Source organism: Streptomyces sp. NPDC087428, from assembly GCF_044744085.1.
Classification (GTDB): domain Bacteria; phylum Actinomycetota; class Actinomycetes; order Streptomycetales; family Streptomycetaceae; genus Streptomyces.
Genome location: NZ_JBIUXR010000027.1, coordinates 18,153 through 38,500, shown reverse-complemented (window position 1 = coordinate 38,500; position 20,348 = coordinate 18,153). Strand labels below are relative to the sequence as shown.

Below are 20,348 nucleotides of genomic sequence, written 5' to 3'. Positions count from 1 at the left end.
GTTACAAGTCCTTCTTGTTGTGCTGGATGATCTCCCGCACCGCAGGCGCGAGGCTGTCGACAGCGGGATGCGTACGGTCGTTCACGGCGAGAAGCATCCAGATGTCGCTCTGGAGATCGTGGAGCGCGGCCGTGTTGTAGAACAAGTCCTTGCGGGCGCTGTGCCGCACTGCAACAGCGCGGACTTCGCGCGTCAGCCCGATCAGGTCCAGCCGCGCCTCGTCGGTAATGACCCCGTCTGTGACGACAGCGGTCAGCTGCTGATACACGGCCTGTTCTAGCTTGCTGAGACTACGCACGTCCTCCGGTAGGCCCGAATCACGCCCCTCGGCGACATCCTGCGTCTCCTGGGAGAGGTTCTCGAAGGCTTCGAGCTGCTGGGCCCAGTCCTCCGCGTACTTCTTGAGAATTTCTTCCAGGCGTTCACGGAGCCTGTTGTAGGCAACAGGATTCTCCTGAAAGTGGAGTTCGATGTGGTTACGGACGGCGTGGGCCATCATCGACGCCTTAGCGCGGGAGCTCGGCAGTTGCTCGACCTTCGTGCGGAAATCATCGGAGGTGAGCCGGGTGGGTTCTATCGCGCGTTCCACGCCCAGGGCCTTGACGTGCTCGTTGATCAGCTCGGCGACTCGCTCACCGTACGCGGCCGGGTCGAAGCCGTCATCCTCCTCGCTGAACCGTTGTTTTGCCACCTGGGCGATGAACCCAAAGAGCTTGGCTGGCCGCTGATAGCGGCGGGTGGCTTCGCGTGGCAGGAGGAGGTCAAAGGTGTTCAGGAAGGCCCGAAGGAGCTTGCGGTAGGTGATCCGCCGTTCCTCATCCTCCAGAGTGTCCACCAGCCGGTGCACGGCGACGGTGTCAGCAGGGTCGATCAGTTCCCGCGTGAGGCCGAGATGGTGGCGGAGCGCGTCGTACTGGTGCTCAAGCTTGTTCTCCTCGACCTCGATTTTGACGGTACCGCCCTCCGCCTCGTCGGAGGCGTAAGCGGCCATCGCGTCGAGGAGGGCTCTTGAGACGCCCGCGTAATCGACGACGAAGCCGGCCTGCTTCTTCTCCCCGTAGGTGCGGTTCACCCGGGCGACGGCTTGGAGAAGTTCGGCCTCACGCATCCGGCGATCCAGGTACATGACCTGTTCGATGGGGGCGTCAAAGCCGGTGAGCAGCATGGTGCGGACGATGAGGATGGCCACCGGCTTGGAGGATTCCGCGGTGAGGTCGGCGGGGTTGGGGAAGGGGCTACGGAACGCCGTGATGGCGTTCTCCTGAGCATTCCCGTCAGACCAGGATGCCCACGCCGGGTCGTCCTCGGAGTCGGGGGAGATCACCGGCACGAAGTCGATGACCTTCAGCAGCGCAAGCTGCTTGTGGACGGATACGAGAAGTCGCTGCTTAGGGGTACGGTCCTCCGCCGGCAGGTCCTGGGCCTTGCCGAGAGTGCGGGCCGGGGACTTGGCAGCCTTCTCTACTTCGGCGACCAGTTCGTCACGTGCGTCGCACAGAGCTTCCCGGTAACGCACCGCGATGCCACGTGAATGGGCGACGACCTGTGCCTTGAAGCCTTCCTTCATGGCCCCTTCGACGTAGTGGCGCAGCATATGGCGCGCCTTACGCCGGATCATGTCGTCAGCGTTGAGGACAGTCGAGGACTTGGCATACCTCTTCTGGAGTTCGTCGTACTGGTCGTCGGTAAGTTCTTCGAACTCTTCCTCGAACGCCTCATCCAAGGTCTCGCCCTCGTTGACCGCGCCCTTGGCGATGTGGCCTTCGTAGTAGATGGGCACGATGGCGCCATCGTCCTCGGCGTCCTTAAGGCGGTAGGTGTCGATGAACTCGCCGAACGTCGTCGTGGTGAGCTTGCGGCGGTTCATGATGATCGGGGTACCGGTGAAGCCGATCCGGGCTGCGTTGGGCAGCGACTCCATGAGGTTCTGGTGGAGGGCAGAACCGTGGGAGCGGTGTGCCTCGTCGACCAGGATGAGGATGCCGTCCCGGTTGTTGATCAAGCCCCAGCCAGGAGTGCCTTCGTGGGCAAGGGAGTCCGCGGCGTTCTGCCGGGCCTTCTCCGCGTCCTGCTGCTTCTGGATCATGACGAAGACTAGGCCTGCGTTCTCCAGAGCAAGGACCTTCGGCACCTCGGACGCGCGAGTGATGACGTCCGGCTTCTCGCCTGCAAGCTCCGCTGTTTCGGCGAGCTGCTTCTGGAGCTGCCTTCGGTCGGTGACAATAACGATCTTGAAATGGCCCAGGCCAGGAGTGGAACGGAGCTTGCGTACCAGGAACACCATGGTCAGCGACTTACCCGAGCCCTGGGTGTGCCAGACGATGCCACCGCGCTGGTCATCCTTGCCGTGGACCTGTTTGGTCTCGCCCGTTAGCAACCGCTCCACCGCCTTATGGACGGCTCGATACTGCTGGTAGCGCGGACCAATCTTCACCCGGGCAGTTCGCCCTTCGGATACCTCGACATCCTTGAAGACAACGAAGTTTCGCACGATGTCAAGCAAGCGGTGCGGGTGAAGCACCCCTGCCGCGAGAACCTTTTGGGCGCCGGCAAAGGCGTCATGCTTGTGGAACGTCGTTCCTGCTACTCGCTCCGCGTCGAGAGGATGCGCATCCCGCCAGACCACGTAGTCCTGAGGGCGAGAGGTGAACGTGCCCAGCAGAGCGGTGTCCCCAGTCGTTGCGATAGTCAACTGCACTGTACGGAAAAGCTGTTCGCTACCTTCGGGCACGAACGAATCACGCCTCTGATTGGCGTATCGGCGCAACTGCTGGATCGCCTTGTGCGCATCGCCCTGCCCGGCTTTGAGCTTCTTACACTCGATAACGACCAGCGGGATGCCGTTGACGAACAGCACAAGATCGGCAATGAGTTTCCTCGGCTTGCCGTGGTCGTCCCGCGCACCCGGGATCGTCATCGGGAATTGAGAGACGACAAGGAAGTCGTTGTTCTCCGGTGTCTCCCAATCGACGAACCGAACCTTCTGCGCCCTACCTCCGTCCCAGCCGTCGACGCCAGGGACGGCGACGCCTTCGATCAGAGCTTGGGTTGATGCCTCATTAGCCGCTATGAGCCCGCCGCCGGGTGCACCGCCCTTGCTGAGCGCAGAGATCGCGACGGCCACGCGGGCGTCGTCCAGCCACGCCGTCCCGTTTGGCGTTCGGTTCAGCCGGCCCAATTGACGCCGGAGGATTCCGGTGAGCAGCGCGCTGTCCGCCCCTTGGCGGATGTACGGATCTGCGCCTGGCGCTTGCAACTCCGCGCCCTGGATCCCCACTACGTGCCGCCAACCCATGGTGCGGTGGGTGAGCTGAGCGATCAGTGGGGCTTCTACGTACTTGTACTCGGGGCCGGACATCGGGGGTGCGGTCTCCTTGGGTGTGCGGTACGTGGGGAGATGGGCACGGACGGCGGCGCAGGTGGGGCTACGCAGGGACAGGGACGCAAATCTTGCCAGTGAGCAGATCGTCCATCAGCGCGCTTCGAAGTAGACGCAGTTTGTCGATATCTTTATCTGCATTTGCCAATTGACTCTTCCACTCAGCCACAGAAGAAACAACACGTTCTTGCTCAACCAGGGGAACAATCGGCACTGGCGCCTTTTTGACCTGTGACGAGTTAATGCTTGCCAGGTTAGTGGTCTGCTTCGCAACGCTAAGGAAGTAACTCTTTCCCCGCGGGGAAGCAAGATACGAAGCCAGAAAGTCAGGACGGTAGACTGCAGTTTGGCATCGGACCTTGAAGACATGATTTTGGTGCAGGCAGGGGTCGATACGACCGTCCCACACACCACCACGCCCGAGCTTATCGAGGTCACCGCCTTCCGTGAGGAGCACATCCCCTTTCGCTAGACGAAACCGTTCCACATCGGAAATACGTACAGTCACGGACTTGATATCCGCAGTGTCGATGTGACCTTCCTGTACATTCGCAACGCGAAGGTAAGGCAAACTCACCGCGCCATCACCAGATTCGTCATTGCCGAGCGTTACACCCGCCGAAATATCGGCCACTTTCTCCAGAACCGTCCACTCGACACCAGTGGCCTCTGAAGTGGAACGCATCAGTTCGGCGGTCGCCGCAGCGGCCACCACCGCCATCTTTCCCCTCCTAGCGAGTGCCCGCTGGACCTGCGCGTCGACCTCGTCGAGAACCTCAGCCATTAGTCGCTGCGTCGACAAGGGCGGAAGGTCGATCTCAATCTTCTTGAATTCACTATATTTCAGATTCCATGTGTCGCTAACGAGCCCTTGGGAACGGTTCAGAAACTTCACCACGAGCTTCGGATCCTGCAGAAGCCATCCGAGGAATCTATCGCTCACCTCTCCTACCGGTTCGCACACCGTGTACGCGGGACTGACGATTCCTTCCTCACCCGCGATGCCGGAAACGCCCTGCCACATACGCATGGTGTTGTATACGACATCGCCGGAATGGACATCCCAGTACAGCGACTTGTCTGCACTCGACGAATCCCGCCGACCGCTCTCACTCTGTCGAATCACACCTCGATCAGCAGTCACCGACAGCAGAGTTGTCACCGAGTGCCTACGCTCGGATCGCAGTCGGAGGACATCGCCCAAGGCGACCCTCTCCCAACCATCACGCATAGCCCAACGCCTCCAGGTATGCCCGAAGGCGCTTGGCCGACGCTTCGCGTTCCTGGTCCAGGTGCTCCATGGTCACAGCGTATTTCTCGCCCCACTTACGGAAGGCGATTACTAGGGCCCGAAGGTCGGCAGTGACGAAGCGGGTCATGCGGGCGTACAGGTCAGCGTTCAGGAATCTGAGAACTACTTCCTGCGCCTGGGCGGGGGTCAAATCTTTCGCCGCTTCGCTGAGTTCGGTCACGAACGACGCCTTGATCAAAGCGAGTTCGAGCTTTGACTCCCGCTGCCGCTTCTTCAGCGCGGCCAGTTGCTTGGGGGGCAGGACCTGGGACAGGTCGAGATCTTCCTCGTCCTCGTCTCCTTCGTCTCCTTGGCCTGCCTTGGCCGTCTTCTTCGGCGGGGAGCCCGCCTTCACCTCTGCGTCCAGCTTCGCGACCAGTGCTTCCGCTGTCTCCAGCTGCTTCACATACGCCGGGATCAACTCTGGGACCAACCGGTGCTCGCGCGCCTTGCGCATCGCGGCCCGATAGCGGGCCTTCGTCTTAGCATCGGCCTTGGCCGAGGGCTCCTCGAACGCCGAGGCAATACTGCGGACCCAGCCATCAATCAGACCCTTGAAATTTTTCGCCATCAGCACGTCAAGGTCGTTCTTCGCGTCAAACCACCAAGCGGCAGCTGCTCCCGCCAACTGATTGCTGTCCAGCACGCCCACGGGCTTTAGGGCCGCCACGAAGGTAGTAAGTAGTTCCTTGCGCGTCTGCGACTTTTGCCGATGCACGGGCAGCTTCGCGAGCTGCTCGCGATGTTCACGCCACCACGTGTGAAACGCTCGCCCGAGAACAACTTCCCGTTCCTGCGCGAGTCCTGGAATCCGCGCCGCTGTTGCCTCGTACCCCTCACTCAAGAAGTCGACGTACTCGGGATCGCCATCCCGCAGCCGGAAGAGCGCCCCTTCGGGATCGATTCCGAATGCATCGAACTGCGCTTTGCGCGCTGCGATCTCACTCCTCGGCACGCCCCCGTACAGATGCGCTCGCACGTCCTGCGGCTCTGGCGCGGGCGTGTTGTCCACATAGCGACGAATGTTGAGATTGTAGTCATTCTGTGCTAGCTCAGGAACCTTCACGACGCGAGCGAACCCGTTGATTTCGGTCCAGCCCTCGTACGCGGAGACGATCTTCTCCGCATGCTGGGCCTCTAGCAGGTTCTGTGTGCGCCCGGCCGTGACCTCTCGATCCGCGTTGATGAAGAGCACGCCTTCGCGCCGACCTTCAGGCGCGCCATCACGGCCTCGCAGGACAAGGATGCATGCCGGGATCCCCGTCCCGTAGAAGACATTGGGGCCGATGCCAATGACGGCTTCGAGCCGACCTTCCTCGATGATCTGCCTGCGAATCTTCTGCTCTTCACCGCCCCGGAACAAAACCCCGTGCGGCATGACGGAAGCCGCGATGCCATCCGCCTCCAGCACTGCCAGCACGTGCTGGATGAACATGAGGTCGGCCTTCTTGCCCGACTCGGGCGTCCAGCCGTACCCCATCCGCTCGGCGAACTTCATGCCCGCCCGCCGGTAGTTCTGCGCGAACGGCGGGTTGGTAAGAATGCGGTCGAAGCGCTGGAGCTGCCCGCCTTGCACATGCTGTGGATCGGCGAGGGTGTCGCCGTGGTGGATGACGCCGTCGGCTACGCCATGCATTAGCAGATTCATCCGGGCCATCGCCCAGGCGCTGCCGTTGTCTTCCTGTCCGTACACCGACAGGTGAGACTCGTCGCCGCCGTGGTCCTGCACATACTCCTTGGCGAGGATCAGCATGCCGGCCGAACCGCAGCACGGGTCGTAGACAGACATGCCTGACTGCGGCTTGACCAACTGGTTCATCATTCGAATGACCGAGCGCGGAGTGTAGAACTGGCCACCCTTTTTGCCGCCCTCGTCGGCGAACTCGCCGATCAGGTACTCGTAGGCGTATCCAAGGAGATCGGGGAACTCAAAATCTTCGTTGCTGAGCCGGTACTCGCTGAAGTGGTCGATGAGCTGCTGGATGACCGGCTTAGTCAGCTTGGTGTTGCCACCGCGGGACTCTGTGAAGCTGATGTACGAGAGCACCCCGTCGAGCGCCTGGTGGTTGTGATTCTCCAGCTGAGCAAGCGCCACGTTCAGGGCCTCGGCCGGCTCAGTCCGGGACTTGCCGACGATCGTGGACCAGCGGGACTCCTGCGGGACGTAGAACTCATGGGCCTTGTAGGCACCTCGAGCCTCGGAGATCCGTTCCGCCTGCTCCTGGCTTTTCCCCTCCGCGACGAGCTTCTTAACCAGCGCCACCTGCGCCACGTCGAACTGGTCAGAGGCGCGCTTCAGGAACAGCATTCCGAAGATGTAGTCCTGGTACTGCGCCGCGTCCATCTTGCCGCGCAAGATATCTGCGGCGGCGTACAGATGCCGCTCCAGCTGCGGCAACGTGAGCTGTGCCACTCTCGTTTCTCCTCTTACTGCACGTCCCACAAGACATGCGTCCCGTGACAACCAACCCACCCTAGGGCCTGGCTGTGACATCCGACCTACAAAGCGAGTTTCGGGCCCCTCCTACATGCAGCGCACCGGTCGGCAGTGAGGCGGGCGCACCCGAGACTCGTCCTCTTGTGAGTGCGCCGCTTGTGGGAACCACCCAACTGCCACGCCGTCGGCGGGCCAAAGTGCACCGTCCTCCAGCCCTATCTTCACCGACTCGATGGCCCCCTTCCCGCGCGCTCGCCCATCCACCGTCCCGCACACCCACCGCACGCGTGTCCACCGATTGTCCACCGGCGACCTCAGCCACGGTTCTCGTACTGAACCGCCACTGCAGCACAAGGCAAAGGAAAAGAAAAAACCCCAGGTCACGGCGAGTGAGTCCTGGGGTTAATCCGAGCCGCCTTCGGGATTCGAACCCGAGACCTACGCATTACGAGTGCGTTGCTCTGGCCAACTGAGCTAAGGCGGCACGCCCTGTCACACCATGGTGCGATCAGCAGCGGGCCCAAGTCTACACAGTTTCCGAGGGTGCTCCGTACCGGCCTGTCGCCGCGGTGTAGTCGCAGGTCAGCGGCGGGGTGGGTGGGGTCAGGAGCACTTCTTGCCGTCGCCCGGCGGGGTGCCCTCCAGGAGGTACGTGTTGATCGCCGTGTCGATGCAGTCGCTGCCGCGGCCGTACGCCGTGTGGCCGTCGCCCTGGTACGTGAGGAGGGTGCCGGAGGAGAGCTGGCCGGCCAGGGACTTGGCCCACTTGTACGGGGTGGCCGGGTCCCGGGTGGTGCCGACCACCACGATCGGGGCGGCGCCCTCCGCCGTGATGCGGTGCGGGGTGCCGGTGGCGCGGACCGGCCAGTAGGCGCAGTTCAGGGAGGCCCAGGCGAAGCCCTTGCCGAAGACCGGGGAGGCCTTCTCGAAGGTGGGGAGTGCCTCGGTGACGGCCTTGGAGGTGGTGAACGCGGGCGGGAGGTCGATGCAGTTCACGGCCGCGTTGGCGTACATCAGGTTCGCGTACGAGCCATTGGGCTCGCGCTCGTAGTAGCTGTCCGCCAGGGAGAGCAGGCCGGAACCGTCGCCCTTCTCGGCGGCGGTGAGCGCCTCGCGGAGCTGGGGCCAGGCCGTCTCGTCGTACATGGCGGCGATGACGCCCGTGGTGGCGAGGGACTCGCCGAGCTTGCGGGGGTCACCCGTGGCGATCGGTTTGGCGTCGAGGTCGGCGAAGAGCTGCTTCAGCCGGTTCGCGGCCTCGGACGTGGACGTGGTGCCGAGCGGGCAGTCCGCCTTCTTCACGCAGTCACCGGCGAAGGACTGGAACGCCGTCTCGAACCCCGCGGTCTGGTCGCGGTTCATCTCGACCGAGGGAAGCGACGGGTCCATCGCGCCGTCGAGGACGAGCCGCCCGGCCCGTGCGGGGAAGAGTTCGGCGTACGTCGCGCCCAGGAACGTGCCGTACGAGGCCCCGACGTAGTTCAGCCGGTCGTCACCGAGCAGCGCGCGCAGGATGTCCATGTCACGCGCCGTCTCCACGGTGGAGACATGCGGCAGGATCTCCCCCGAGCGCTGCTCGCAGCCCGTGGCGAACTTCTTGAACGCACCGCTCAGCGCGGTGACCTCGCCCGCGTCGTCCGGCGTCTGGTCGACCTGGGTGTAGGCGTCCATCTGCGGACCGGTGAGACAGGTGACGGGTTCGCTGCGCGCCACCCCGCGCGGATCGATGGCAACCATGTCGTAACGGGCCCGCACCTGGGCGGGGTAGCCGATCGCGGCGTAGCCCTGGAGATAGCCGATGGCCGATCCGCCGGGGCCGCCCGGATTCACCAGCAGGGAGCCGATCCGCTTGCCGGGCCCGGTGGCCTTCTTGCGGGACACCGCCAGCTTGATCTCGCCGCCCTCCGGTTTCGCGTAGTCGAGCGGCGCCTTCATCGTGGTGCACTGGAATCCGGTGACACCGCAGTCCCGCCAGCTGAGGTGCTGCGCGTAGAACGTCTTCAGCGCCGCGGGGACGGGGGAGGCGGTGGCCGCAGGCGCGGGCGAGGAGGCGCTCGTCGTCGAACTCCCGCTGGTGCAGCCGGAGATGAGGAGGCCGGCAGTGCCGAGCGCGAGGGCGAGAGTGCGGAGCGGGCGCCTGGTGTCCATGTCCGGAGCGTAGCCGCCGGGTGACGACTCGCCCGATTCCCTGCTCATTCGGGTGATTCGGTGCCGGTCGGTGGACCGCGACGGCCACCGCACTCGTTACGTCACCCCGCCCGCAGCGCCATCGTCATCGCCTCCACCGCGAGCAGCGGGGCCACGTTGCGGTCCAGCGCCCGGCGGCAGGCGATCACCGCCTCGATCCGGCGCAGGGTCCGCTCGGGGGTGGACGAGCGGACGATGCGGTCGAGGGAGTCCTGCGCGTCGGTGTTGGCGATGGCGATCCGCGAGCCCATCTGAAGAGCGAGCACATCGCGGTAGAAGCCGGTCAGTTCGGTGAGCGCCAGATCGAGGCTGTCGCGCTGCGTACGGGTCTTGCGGCGCTTCTGCCTTTCCTCCAGCTCCTTCATCACCCCGGCTGTGCCCCGCGGCATCCGGCCCCCGGCGGACGCGCCGAGCGCGGCCTTCATGTCTTCCGTCTCCTTGACGTCCACGTCCTCCGCGACCTGTTTCGCGTCGTCGGTGGCGGTGTCGATCAGCTCCTGCGCGGCCTTGAGACAGCCGCCGATGTCCTCGACACGCAGCGGCAGTTTGAGGACCGCCGCCCGGCGGGAACGGGCCCGCTCGTCCGTGGCGAGGCGGCGCGCCCTGCCGATGTGGCCCTGGGTGGCGCGGGCGGCGGACGCGGCCCGCTCCGGGTCGACACCGTCGCGCCGCACCAGGACGTCGGCGACCGCTTCGACCGACGGGGTGCCCAGCGTGAGGTGACGGCAGCGGGAACGGATCGTCGGCAGCACGTCTTCGAGTGAGGGCGCGCAGAGCAGCCACACCGTGCGGGGCGCGGGCTCCTCGATCGCCTTCAGCAGAACATTGCCCGCGCCTTCGGTGAGGCGGTCGGCGTCCTCCATGACGATGACCTGCCAGCGTCCGACGGCCGGGGAGAGCTGGGCGCGGCGGACCAGCTCACGGGTCTCCTTCACACCGATGGAGAGCAGGTCGGTGCGGATCACGTCGACATCGGCGTGCGTACCGATGAGGCTGGTGTGACAGCCGTCGCAGAAACCGCAGCCCGGCGCCCCGCCCAGGGCGCGGTCCGGACTGGTGCACTGGAGAGCGGCGGCGAAGGCGCGGGCGGCGGTGGACCGTCCTGAACCCGGCGGGCCGGTGAACAGCCAGGCATGGGTCATCCGCGAGCCGGGCGGCACCGGCTCTCCCGCGGAGATGGCGGAGACCAGCACGTCGGCGTCCCGGGCGGCGGCGCCGAGCTGCTCCTGCACCCGGTCCTGGCCGACCAGGTCGTCCCATACGGACATGGGTCACCGCCCTTCCGGTGGTGTGCGGCCTGCCCTCCGTGTGAACGGCGGCACGGCCCTGTGTGGCTCGTCGTGGATCTCGTCCCGGCCCTTGCCGTGGATCTCTCCCCGGCCCGTGCCGCGGCTCTCGTCGGTCCGGCACCGGCCAGGCGTCGATCCGGCTTCCCATTGTGGGGGACGGGTCTGACAATGCCGGCAGGCGGACGACGGAGTGACCTGAATCCGGGCGACCTGGATGACCCGGCTGACCGGCAAACACCCGGGGAACGCGTACGGGAGCCCCGGGCACCGCCAGGCACCCGGGGCTCCCGTACGTACCGGTCAGCGGCGCGGGCGACGTCCCCGGCCCGGGGATGCCGGGCCCTCGTCGTCGTGGTCGCCGAGCAGTTCGTCCGCCAGCGTCGGCAGATCGTCCAGCGGGGTCTCCTCCGCCCAGTCGGGACGGGGCCGCCGGGACGGCCGGCCGGAGCGCTCCTGCTGGTCCCCGGCCGGCTGCTGGGGCGCGTGCGGGTCGGTGACCTGCGGGAGCTCGCGGGTGCGCTCGTTCTCTCGCTCCGGTACGGAGCCGGCCGGGTGCTCGTCCCGGAAGATGCCCCGCGGTACCCGGTCGGCCGGATCGGCGTCCCGTACCGGCGGGAGCACCGTCGTCTCGTCCATCGAACCTGCCGCGTCCCGCCCACCGGAGCGCTCGTCCGGGTCGGTGACCTTCGGGATCATCGTCGTCTCGGCCTCGTCGGAGGGCCAGGTGGCGGACGAGGAACGCGAACGGGTCGAACCGGACGACGGCTCCACCGGGGAAGGAACCGGCTGAGTGATCTCGTTCGGGTTGACGATCGGGGTCGGCACCGTCAGCTCGTTGTCCGGCACGGACGGCCCGGAGGACCTGGAGGACCCGGAGGACCCGGACTCCCGGGAGGCCCGCGCAGCCGTCTCGGCCTCCGCCGCGGCCTCCGCCGCTTCCCGCTCGGCGGCGGCCGCTTCCGCACGCGCGGTCTCGGCCGCGGCAGCCGCGTCGGCCTCGGCCTGACGGCGTGCCGCCTCGGCCCTCAGCAGTGACTCCTCGGCCTTGCGCTGCTTCTCAAGACGCCGTGCCTCGGCCTCCTGACGCAGCCGCGCCTCCTCCTCGGCCTGGCGGCGCAGCCGCGCCTGTTCGACCTCGCGGGCCGCTTCCTCGGCCTCCAGCCGGGCTCGCTGCTCCTCCGCGATCCGGCGGGCCTCCTCGGCGCGCTGCCGGGCCTCCTCCGCCTGGCGTTCGGCCTCGCGGCGGCGCGCTTCCTCCAGCTCCTGGCGCTTGCGCTCCTCCTCCTCGGCACGGAGCCTGGCGAGCTGTTCCTGCCGCTCGCGCTCCAGGCGCTCCTCCTCGGCCTTGCGCGCCGCCTCTTCCTCGGCGAGGCGCCTGGCCTCTTCCTCGGCGGCCTTGCGTGCCTCTTCCAGGGCCTTGACCTCGGCCTCGGAGAGCGGAAGGAGCTGGTCGAGCCGGTGCCGTACGACCGTGGTGATCGACTCCGGGTCCTGGCCGGCGTCCACCACGAGATAGCGCGTCGGGTCGGCCGCGGCCAGCGTCAGGAAGCCGGAGCGCACGCGGGCGTGGAACTCGGGCGGCTCGGACTCCAGCCGGTCGGGCGCCTCGGTGAACCGTTCGCGCGCCGTCTCCGGGTCCACGTCCAGGAGCACCGTCAGATGCGGTACGAGCCCACTCGTCGCCCACCGCGAGATGCGGGCGATCTCGGTCGGCGCGAGATCGCGGCCCGCGCCCTGGTAGGCGACGGACGAGTCGATGTAGCGGTCGGAGATGACGATCGCGCCGCGCTCCAGCGCCGGACGCACGACCGAGTCGACGTGCTCGGCGCGGTCGGCGGCGTACAGCAGCGCCTCAGCACGGTTGGAGAGCCCGGCCGAGGACACGTCGAGCAGGATCGACCGCAGCCGCTTGCCGACCGGTGTGGCCCCGGGCTCCCGGGTGACGACGACCTCGTGGCCCTTGGCCCGGATCCACTCGGCGAGCGCCTCCACCTGGGTGGACTTGCCCGCTCCGTCACCGCCCTCCAGGGCGAGGAAGAATCCGGTCGCGGCGGGTGCGACGGCCGGCTCGCCGCCGCGCAGCGCCTCGCGCAGATCACGGCGCAGCGGCACTCCGGAACGGTCGTCCGTCTTCGCGAGCACGATCGCGGCGACCGGCAGCAGCAGGGCGCCGATCAGCATCAGGGTGAAAGCGGCACCGCCGTGCGCGAAGACGAAGTCACCGGCCGTCAGCCGGTGCGTGCCGATCGCGGCGGCCAGCAGCGGGCCCCCGACCGCGCCGAGCGCGATCAGGACCCGGACGACGGCCTGGAGGTGTTCGGTGGTCCTGGCCCGGCGGAACTCCTCGGTCTCCTGGTCGACGAGGACATGACCGGTGTTCGCGGCGACGCCCGCCGCGTATCCGGCGAGCACCGCGATCAGGACGACGGTCGCTGTGTCCGGCACCAGGCCCATCACCAGGAGCGCGACGCCGGTGACGGCGGTGGCCAGGGAGAGCAGCCGTCGCCGCGACAGCGTAGGCAGCACCTTGCCGGCGGTGCGGATACCGGCCCCCGTACCGCCGGTGAGGGCGAGGATCAGCAGCGCGAGGGTGGCGGGGCCGCCGCCCAGGTCGGTGGCGTGCAGTACGGCGGCGGCGCCCGCGGCCGCGATCGCTCCGGCGACAGCGGCACAGGTCGCGATGATCAGCGGGACGGCACCGGTGCGGCCCTTGTCGGGTCCGTCGCCGCCGGACGGCCGGCGCAGCCCCTCCAGGGGGGAGCGCGGCCGGGGCGTGGGCGTACCGGGCAGTTGCAGGAAGTACAGGATGGAGATGGAGGAGGAGAACAGCCCGGCCGCGACGTACGAGCCGAGGGCCGCCTGGTGGAAGGAGAACCAGTCCAGGCCCGAGCCCAGCAGATTCCCGATCAGCGTGGCCACCAGCAGCACGGCCGCGGCGACGGGGACGGCGGCGAAGTCGGTGCGCAGGGAGAGCCGGCGCAGCGCGCCGAGGTGGTCCGGCAGCGGGCGGACCGCGGCGCCCTCGATGGGCGGGGCGGGCAGCAGCGCGGGAGCGGCGCTCTCCTTGGCGACCCGCCACAGGCGTTCACCGACGCCGGTGACGAAGACCGTGATCAGGACCATCATGAGTGCCCGGTCGGGCATCCAGTCGATCCAGAGCGGTGCGACGACGAGCAGCGCGAGCCGCAGCCCGTCCGCCCCGATCATCAGCCATCGCCGGTCGATCGGCCCGCCCGGCGCCGTCAGGGTCGTCAACGGCCCCAGAAGTACGGCTCCGAAGAGCAAGGTGGAAATAATCCGGGCACCGAACACGGCGGCGACGGCGAAGGCCGCCCCGCGGTATCCGGATCCGAATGAGCCCTCAAGGACCGCCGCTTGCAGCGACAGCAACACCAGCACGAGAAGGGCGAGTGCATCGCCGATACCGCCGACGAGCTGGGCGCTCCACAACCGCTTCAGCGGGGGAATACGCAACAGGGCTCGTACGGCGCGCTCGCGTGAGTCTGCGGCAAGTGTGTCGGAGGTGGGGCTCACGACCGTTGGCTGCTCGGCTCGCGTCATCCGCCCAGCCTATCGGGAGCAGACCGGTGCCCGGGGCCCGCGTCCGAACATACGACCATCAGACACTCACCCCACCCGATTCCGTCCCGCCCTTTCAGCCCGCCGCCGTTTGATCCGACCGCCGAGCACCGCCCCACTCCCCGTTCAACCCGCCTTCAGCGCCTCCAGCGTTTGATCCGACCACCAGACACCCACCCCACCCCCGTTCCACCCGCCCCGCCCCGTTCCACCTGCCCTCAGCCCCTCCGGCGTTTGAGGAGCGGGGTCCGGGGCAGCGCCCCGGTTACGGGAAGGGGCGGGGAGGGGCAAAGCCCGCCGCAGGCACCCCACCACACCCATCGCACCGCACCGCACCGCACCGCAGAACAGCACAAACGCCGGACGGGCCGGGGAGAGACACCCCCAGCCCGTCCGGCGTTCAGAAACCCCGCGAGGTCACTCCTCCGTCGACGCCGACGCCGACGCCGCAGAAGAAGCAGACGCGGACTTCTTCGCCGTCGCAGTCGTCTTCTTCGCCGCGGTCTTCTTCGCCGCCGTCGCAGTCGTCTTCTTCGCGGTCGTCTTCTTCGCCGCAGTCGCCTTCTTCGCCGGCGCCTTCTTCGCGGTCGCCTTCTTGGCCGGGGCCTTCTTCGCCGTCTTCTTCTTGGCGGGCCCCTTGGCCCGCTTCTCGGCAAGCAGCTCGTACCCGCGCTCCGGCGTGATCTCCTCGACGCTGTCGTCGGACCGCAGCGTCGCGTTCGTCTCGCCGTCGGTGACGTACGCGCCGAAGCGGCCGTCCTTCACGACCACCGGCGCCCCGCTCACCGGGTCCGTGCCCAGTTCCTTCAGCGGCGGCTTGGCCGCGGCCCGGCCGCGCTGCTTCGGCTGGGCGTAGATCGCCAGCGCCTCGTCGAGCGTGATGTCGAAGAGCTGGTCCTCTGAGGTCAGCGACCGCGAGTCCGTGCCCTTCTTCAGGTACGGGCCGTAGCGGCCGTTCTGCGCGGTGATCTCGACACCCTCGGCGTCCTCACCGACGACGCGCGGCAGCGACATCAGCTTCAGCGCGTCGTCCAGCGTCACCGTGTCCAGCGACATCGACTTGAAGAGCGAGGCGGTCCGCGGCTTCACCGCGTTCTTGCCGGTCTTCGGGGTGCCCTCGGGCAGCACCTCGGTGACGTACGGGCCGTAGCGCCCGTCCTTGGCGATGATCTGGTTCCCGCTGACCGGGTCCGCACCGAGTTCGAAGTCGCCGCTCGGCTTGGCCAGCAGCTCCTCCGCGTACTCGACGGACAGTTCGTCGGGCGCCAGCTCCTCGGGGACGTCCGCGCGCTGGTGACCCTCGGAGTCCTTCTCGCCGCGCTCGATGTACGGGCCGTACCGGCCGACCCGGAGCTTGATGTCGTTGCCGACGGGGAACGAGGAGATCTCCCGGGCGTCGATGGCACCGAGGTCGGTGACGAGCTCCTTGAGCCCGCCGAGGTGGTCGCCGTCGCCGTTGCCCGCGTCGGAGGCCTTTCCGGCACCGGCCGCCTCGTCCCCGGCGGTCGCGCCGAAGTAGAAACGCCTCAGCCACGGCACGGACTGGGCCTCACCGCGTGCGATGCGGTCGAGGTCGTCCTCCATGCGGGCCGTGAAGTCGTAGTCGACGAGCCGGCCGAAGTGCTTCTCCAGCAGGTTGACCACGGCGAACGAGAGGAACGACGGCACGAGTGCCGTGCCCTTCTTGAACACGTATCCGCGGTCGAGAATCGTCCCGATGATCGAGGCGTACGTCGACGGGCGGCCGATCTCTCGCTCTTCGAGCTCCTTGACCAGCGAGGCCTCGGTGTACCGGGCCGGCGGCTTCGTCGCGTGGCCGTCGACGGAGATCTCGTCCGAGGTCAGCGCGTCGCCCTCGTTGACCTGCGGCAGCCGGCGCTCACGGTCGTCGAGCTCGGCGTTCGGGTCGTCGGCGCCTTCGACGTACGCCTTCATGAAGCCGTGGAAGGTGATCGTCTTGCCGGACGCGGAGAACTCGGCGTCCCGGCCGTCGCTCGCCCGGCCGGCGATCTTGACGGTGACGGAGTTACCGACCGCGTCCTTCATCTGGGAGGCGACGGTCCGCTTCCAGATCAGCTCGTAGAGCCGGAACTGGTCGCCGGTGAGGCCGGTCTCGGCAGGGGTGCGGAAGCGGTCGCCGGAGGGGCGGATCGCCTCGTGCGCCTCCTGCGCGTTCTTGACCTTGCCGGCGTACGTGCGCGGCTTGTCCGGCAGGTAATTGGCCCCGTACAACTGCGTGACCTGGGCTCGGGCCGCGGAGATCGCGGTGTCCGAGAGAGTCGTGGAGTCGGTACGCATATAGGTGATGAAGCCGTTCTCGTACAGCTTCTGCGCGACCTGCATGGTGGCCTTCGCCCCGAAGCCCAGCTTCCGGCTCGCCTCCTGCTGGAGGGTCGTCGTACGGAAGGGTGCGTACGGGGAACGGCGGTACGGCTTCGACTCGACGGACCGTACGGCGAACGCGGAGTCGGCGAGCGCGGCGGCCAGCGCGTTCGCGTTCGTCTCGTCCAGGTGGAGCGTCTGGCCGGAGCCGGACTTGAGCTGCCCGTCCGGACCGAAGTCGCGGCCCTGGGCGATACGGCGCCCGTCGACCGCGCTGAGGCGGGCGGTGAGCGTCGAGGGATCGGAGGCGTCACCGGTGCGGCCGGTGGCGAACGTGCTGGTCAGGTCCCAGTACTCGGCGGAACGGAAGGCAATGCGCTCGCGCTCCCGCTCGACGACGAGGCGGGTGGCGACGGACTGGACACGGCCCGCAGAGAGCCGCGGCATGACCTTCTTCCACAGGACCGGCGAGACCTCGTAGCCGTAGAGGCGGTCGAGGATCCGGCGGGTTTCCTGGGCGTCGACCATGCGCTGGTTGAGCTCGCGCGGGTTGGCGACGGCTGCCCGGATCGCTTCCTTGGTGATCTCGTGGAAGACCATCCGGTGGACCGGGACCTTGGGCTTGAGCACTTCCTGCAGGTGCCACGCGATGGCTTCGCCCTCGCGGTCCTCATCGGTGGCGAGGAAGAGTTCGTCCGACTCGGCCAGTAGCTGCTTGAGCTTCCTGACCTGGGCCTTCTTGTCGGCATTGACGACATAGATGGGCTGGAAGTCGTTATCGACGTCGACGCCGAGCCGACGCACCTCGCCGGTGTACTCGTCCGGCACCTCCGCGGCGCCGTTCGGGAGGTCGCGGATGTGCCCGACGCTCGCCTCGACGACGTATCCGGGGCCGAGATAGCCCTTGATCGTCTTCGCCTTGGCAGGCGACTCGACGATGACGAGTCGGCGGCCGCCCTGTGCGGTCTCGCTGGTCGGGGACAACTTCGCTCTTCTCTCCGGTCGACGCTCGGTGGGCATCCGGGCAGCGCGATCGCGCTGCCGACAGTGCTGTCGCTGCGGAGTGTGACGGTACAACCCGCCCCCGTGTCAAACGGCAAAAGCCCGCAACGGCCACTCGAACGGTAACCCGACTTCCGCCTTTCCTGCCGCCCGGCCCGCTCGGTCCACCGCTCACAGGGCCGCTGCCTGCGGGTTTCGGAGGCGCTCTGGCCGCCCTGAGGATGCCGGGGGCGAGGTGCGGGGCGTCCGGGCGTGTTCCGGGCCCGGTCAGGGCGGCGAGCGGTTCACGGCAGATTCGGACGCGTGTTCAAACCGGTGTTTCAGACACACGTTTCAGACGCCTGTCTCACACTCACGTCTCCCACTCGCGTCTCAGATACCCGTCTCAGTTGCCCGTCTCAGACACGTGCTTCACACGCGTGTCTCAGACGCGTGTCTCAGACGCGTGTCTCAGACGCGTGTGAAGCACCACACGCCGAGGACGAGGAAAGCGACGCCGAACGCAGTGGCCAGTGCGGCGGAGGCAACGGGGCTCACCCGGTGCGCCACCGGCGCGCGGTGCAGCACGCACGCCCCTGTCCACAGCAGCAGCGCGGCGCCGAACAGCGCGAATACCGTTCCGGCGAAGATCGCAGGTCCGCTCTCCATGTCCGTACGCCTCTCTGTCCCCCCGGCGCGGACCGGGGTGGGTACCCGCGGTCACACCGCGCCGTACGGCTTCGTGTCGCACCGTTTCGGGGGAGGCTCGCACCACGGAACGTCGGCGACGCGAACCCCGGGTGAACAGCGGGTCCGGGCTGTGAACACGTCATCCGTACGTGCGGCCGACGACGGACAACTCGCGTGCTGTTCCGACCGCGTGCGCCTGCGGCGGTACGGAACCGTGGGCCCCCGGCTCCAGGCCGAACACCGCGCACCCCGTCACAGCGGCGAGCCGAACCGCGGCCGGCCTGGGCGGAGCGCGAACCGGAATCCGCAGACCGAGCAGCAGGCATGCGGCTCAGAGCGTGAAGACGCTGATGACAAGGCCGTTCAGTACATGCGGCAGCACACGGCCGAACCGGAGCGGAGCCCGGTTTCGAGGGCTACGCGGCCCCGCGCCGAACCACCCCCGGGCAGGAGGCGGCCCACAACGGGCTGATCACGATCCGCGTCGCGCCGGGCTCTGGCGCGACCGGCACGATCCGGGTCATCCGGCTGTCCGGCCGACCGGCGGCACCGGCTCCAGGAAGCCCTCCTCGACCAGCAGCCGGATGGCCTGCGGGGTGCGGTCGCGCAGCAGCACCGGGTCCTCGTTCATCAGCTGGGCGATGGCGTCGAGGATCCGGCCCGCGGGCAGCGAGCCGTCGCACACACCGGCGAATCCGGCACCGACCGCGTCGACCTTCGTCGCGCGCCGCATACCGCGGTTCTGACGGAGCACCACATGCTCGGGATCCTCCGCGCCCGGCAGCCCGACCTGCTCCTGCATGACCTCGGAGGCAAGGGTGAAGTACCCGGCCAGGAGTGCGGCGTCGTCCTGGTCGCGCAGGTAGTCCTGGCGGGCGAAGTGCGTCTCGATGGCCGGTCCGAGCGGCTGCTCCACCGCGTGCGGCCACTCCTCGATCACGATCGACGGGTTCCCGGCGGCGGCCGCGGCGGACTTCCGCAGCGTGATCCAGCCGAAGCCGATGCCCTTGGTCCCGCCGGCCTCGAACTCGTCCAGCCAGGCGTCGTACCGCGCGGCGTACTCCGCGGGGTCCGTGCGGTGGTCGCCGCTGTCGCGCAGCCACAGCTCCGCGTACTGCGTGATGTCCTGGACCTCGCGCTGCACGACCCAGGCGTCACAGCCGTGCGGCACCCAGGAACGCAGCCGGTCCTGCCACTCCTCGTCCTCGGTGTGCTGCCAGTTGGCCAGGAAGTGGGCGTATCCGCCCTCGTTCAGCCGGTCGCCGGTCTGCCGCACCAGGGTCCGGCACAGGTCGTCGCCCGCCATGCCGCCGTCGCGGTAGGTGAGCCGGGCACCGGGCGAGATGACGAAGGGCGGGTTGGAGACGATCAGGTCGTACGTCTCGCCGGCGACGGGTTCGTAGAGGGAACCCTCGCGCAGATCGGCCGGGGCGGCGCCGGACAGGGCGAGCGTGAGCCGGGTGAAGCCGAGGGCGCGCGGATTGAGGTCGGTGGCGGTGACCCTGGTGGCGTGCTGCGAGGCATGCAGCGCCTGGATGCCGGAGCCCGTACCGATGTCGAGCGCGGAGGCGACAGGCCTGCGGACGGTGATCCCGGCGAGGGTGGTGGACGCGCCGCCGATACCGAGGACGACGCCCTCCTCGTGCGAGCCGATGCCGCCCGCGCCGCCGACGGCGCAGCCCAGGTCGGAGACGATGAACCAGTCCTGGTCGTCCGGCCCGCTGTACGGCCGCACGTCGACGGACGCGCGCACCTCGCCGTCCGACTCGGTCAGCCAGCCGTCCGCCACGCATTCCGGCAGCGGCAGCACGGCAGCCGCCCGCCCGGCCGGAACCGGGCGCTGGAGGAGGAAGAGCCGCACCAGCGTGTCGAGCGGCGCGTCCCCCCGGGTGGCCCGGAGCGCCGGAACGGTCTCGCTGCGGGCGAGCGCGGCGTAGGCGGGCGCACCGAGCAGGTCGAGGAGCCCGTCGGCGGTGAAGGCGGCGGCGAGCAGGGCTTCGCGGAGCCGGGTCGCATGGTCGGGTGCGGGAAGGCTGGTCTTACTCACGTGACCCATTGTGGCGGCTCCCACTGACAACGGCAGCGGCCCGCCGGCCCGTCAGGGGCCGCCGGGCCGGTCGTACGGCCACCGGACGGCGGTCGTACAGCTGCTCGTTCGGGGTATTTCGGGGTGTGCGACCGCGGCCGGGAGCT

The 20,348-nt window shown here is 67.9% G+C and carries 9 protein-coding genes and 1 tRNA gene; all 10 read right to left on the bottom strand.

Annotation, left to right across the window (positions count from 1 at the left end):
* Position 1: 1 nt before the first annotated feature.
* The 10 genes from ACIO3R_RS37680 to ACIO3R_RS37635 all read right to left on the bottom strand — a co-directional run bounded on the left by ACIO3R_RS37680 (position 2) and on the right by ACIO3R_RS37635 (position 20,211).
* Positions 2-3,358, bottom strand: a complete 3,357-nt coding sequence (locus ACIO3R_RS37680) for a type I restriction endonuclease subunit R (RefSeq protein ID WP_402111544.1) — start codon at positions 3,356-3,358, stop codon at positions 2-4.
* A 67-nt stretch (positions 3,359-3,425) separates the two neighbouring features.
* The gene (locus ACIO3R_RS37675) at positions 3,426-4,610 is read right to left on the bottom strand and encodes a restriction endonuclease subunit S (RefSeq protein ID WP_402111541.1); all 1,185 of its coding nucleotides are present in this window, start codon (positions 4,608-4,610) and stop codon (positions 3,426-3,428) included.
* Entirely contained in the window at positions 4,603-7,083 is a 2,481-nt protein-coding gene (locus ACIO3R_RS37670; RefSeq protein WP_402111539.1) for an N-6 DNA methylase, read from the bottom strand. The genes ACIO3R_RS37675 and ACIO3R_RS37670 overlap by 8 nt, the downstream gene beginning before the upstream one ends.
* A gap of 434 nt (positions 7,084-7,517) precedes the next feature.
* Positions 7,518-7,591, bottom strand: a tRNA-Thr gene (locus tag ACIO3R_RS37665).
* A gap of 119 nt (positions 7,592-7,710) precedes the next feature.
* A complete protein-coding gene (locus ACIO3R_RS37660) occupies positions 7,711-9,255 on the bottom strand; it encodes an alpha/beta hydrolase (protein WP_385030061.1) in 1,545 nt (514 codons plus the stop codon).
* A 101-nt stretch (positions 9,256-9,356) separates the two neighbouring features.
* Positions 9,357-10,562 carry a DNA polymerase III subunit delta' gene (locus ACIO3R_RS37655; protein WP_363031012.1) on the bottom strand — a complete coding sequence of 402 codons (1,206 nt, stop codon included), beginning with the start codon at positions 10,560-10,562 and terminating at the stop codon, positions 9,357-9,359.
* 321 nt (positions 10,563-10,883) lie between these two features.
* Positions 10,884-14,144, bottom strand: coding sequence for a dTMP kinase (tmk, locus tag ACIO3R_RS37650; protein WP_402111537.1), 3,261 nt, complete (start codon positions 14,142-14,144; stop codon positions 10,884-10,886).
* A 435-nt stretch (positions 14,145-14,579) separates the two neighbouring features.
* Complete coding sequence (gene topA / locus ACIO3R_RS37645; RefSeq protein ID WP_385040590.1) at positions 14,580-17,468, bottom strand: type I DNA topoisomerase; 2,889 nt, start codon at positions 17,466-17,468, stop codon at positions 14,580-14,582.
* Positions 17,469-17,936: 468 nt separating this feature from the next.
* Complete coding sequence (locus tag ACIO3R_RS37640; RefSeq protein ID WP_385349978.1) at positions 17,937-18,134, bottom strand: hypothetical protein; 198 nt, start codon at positions 18,132-18,134, stop codon at positions 17,937-17,939.
* Between the two features lie 541 nt (positions 18,135-18,675).
* Positions 18,676-20,211 (bottom strand): methyltransferase, encoded by a 1,536-nt coding sequence (locus ACIO3R_RS37635; protein WP_385040596.1) that lies wholly within the window; start codon positions 20,209-20,211, stop codon positions 18,676-18,678.
* Between the last annotated feature and the right edge of the window lie 137 nt (positions 20,212-20,348).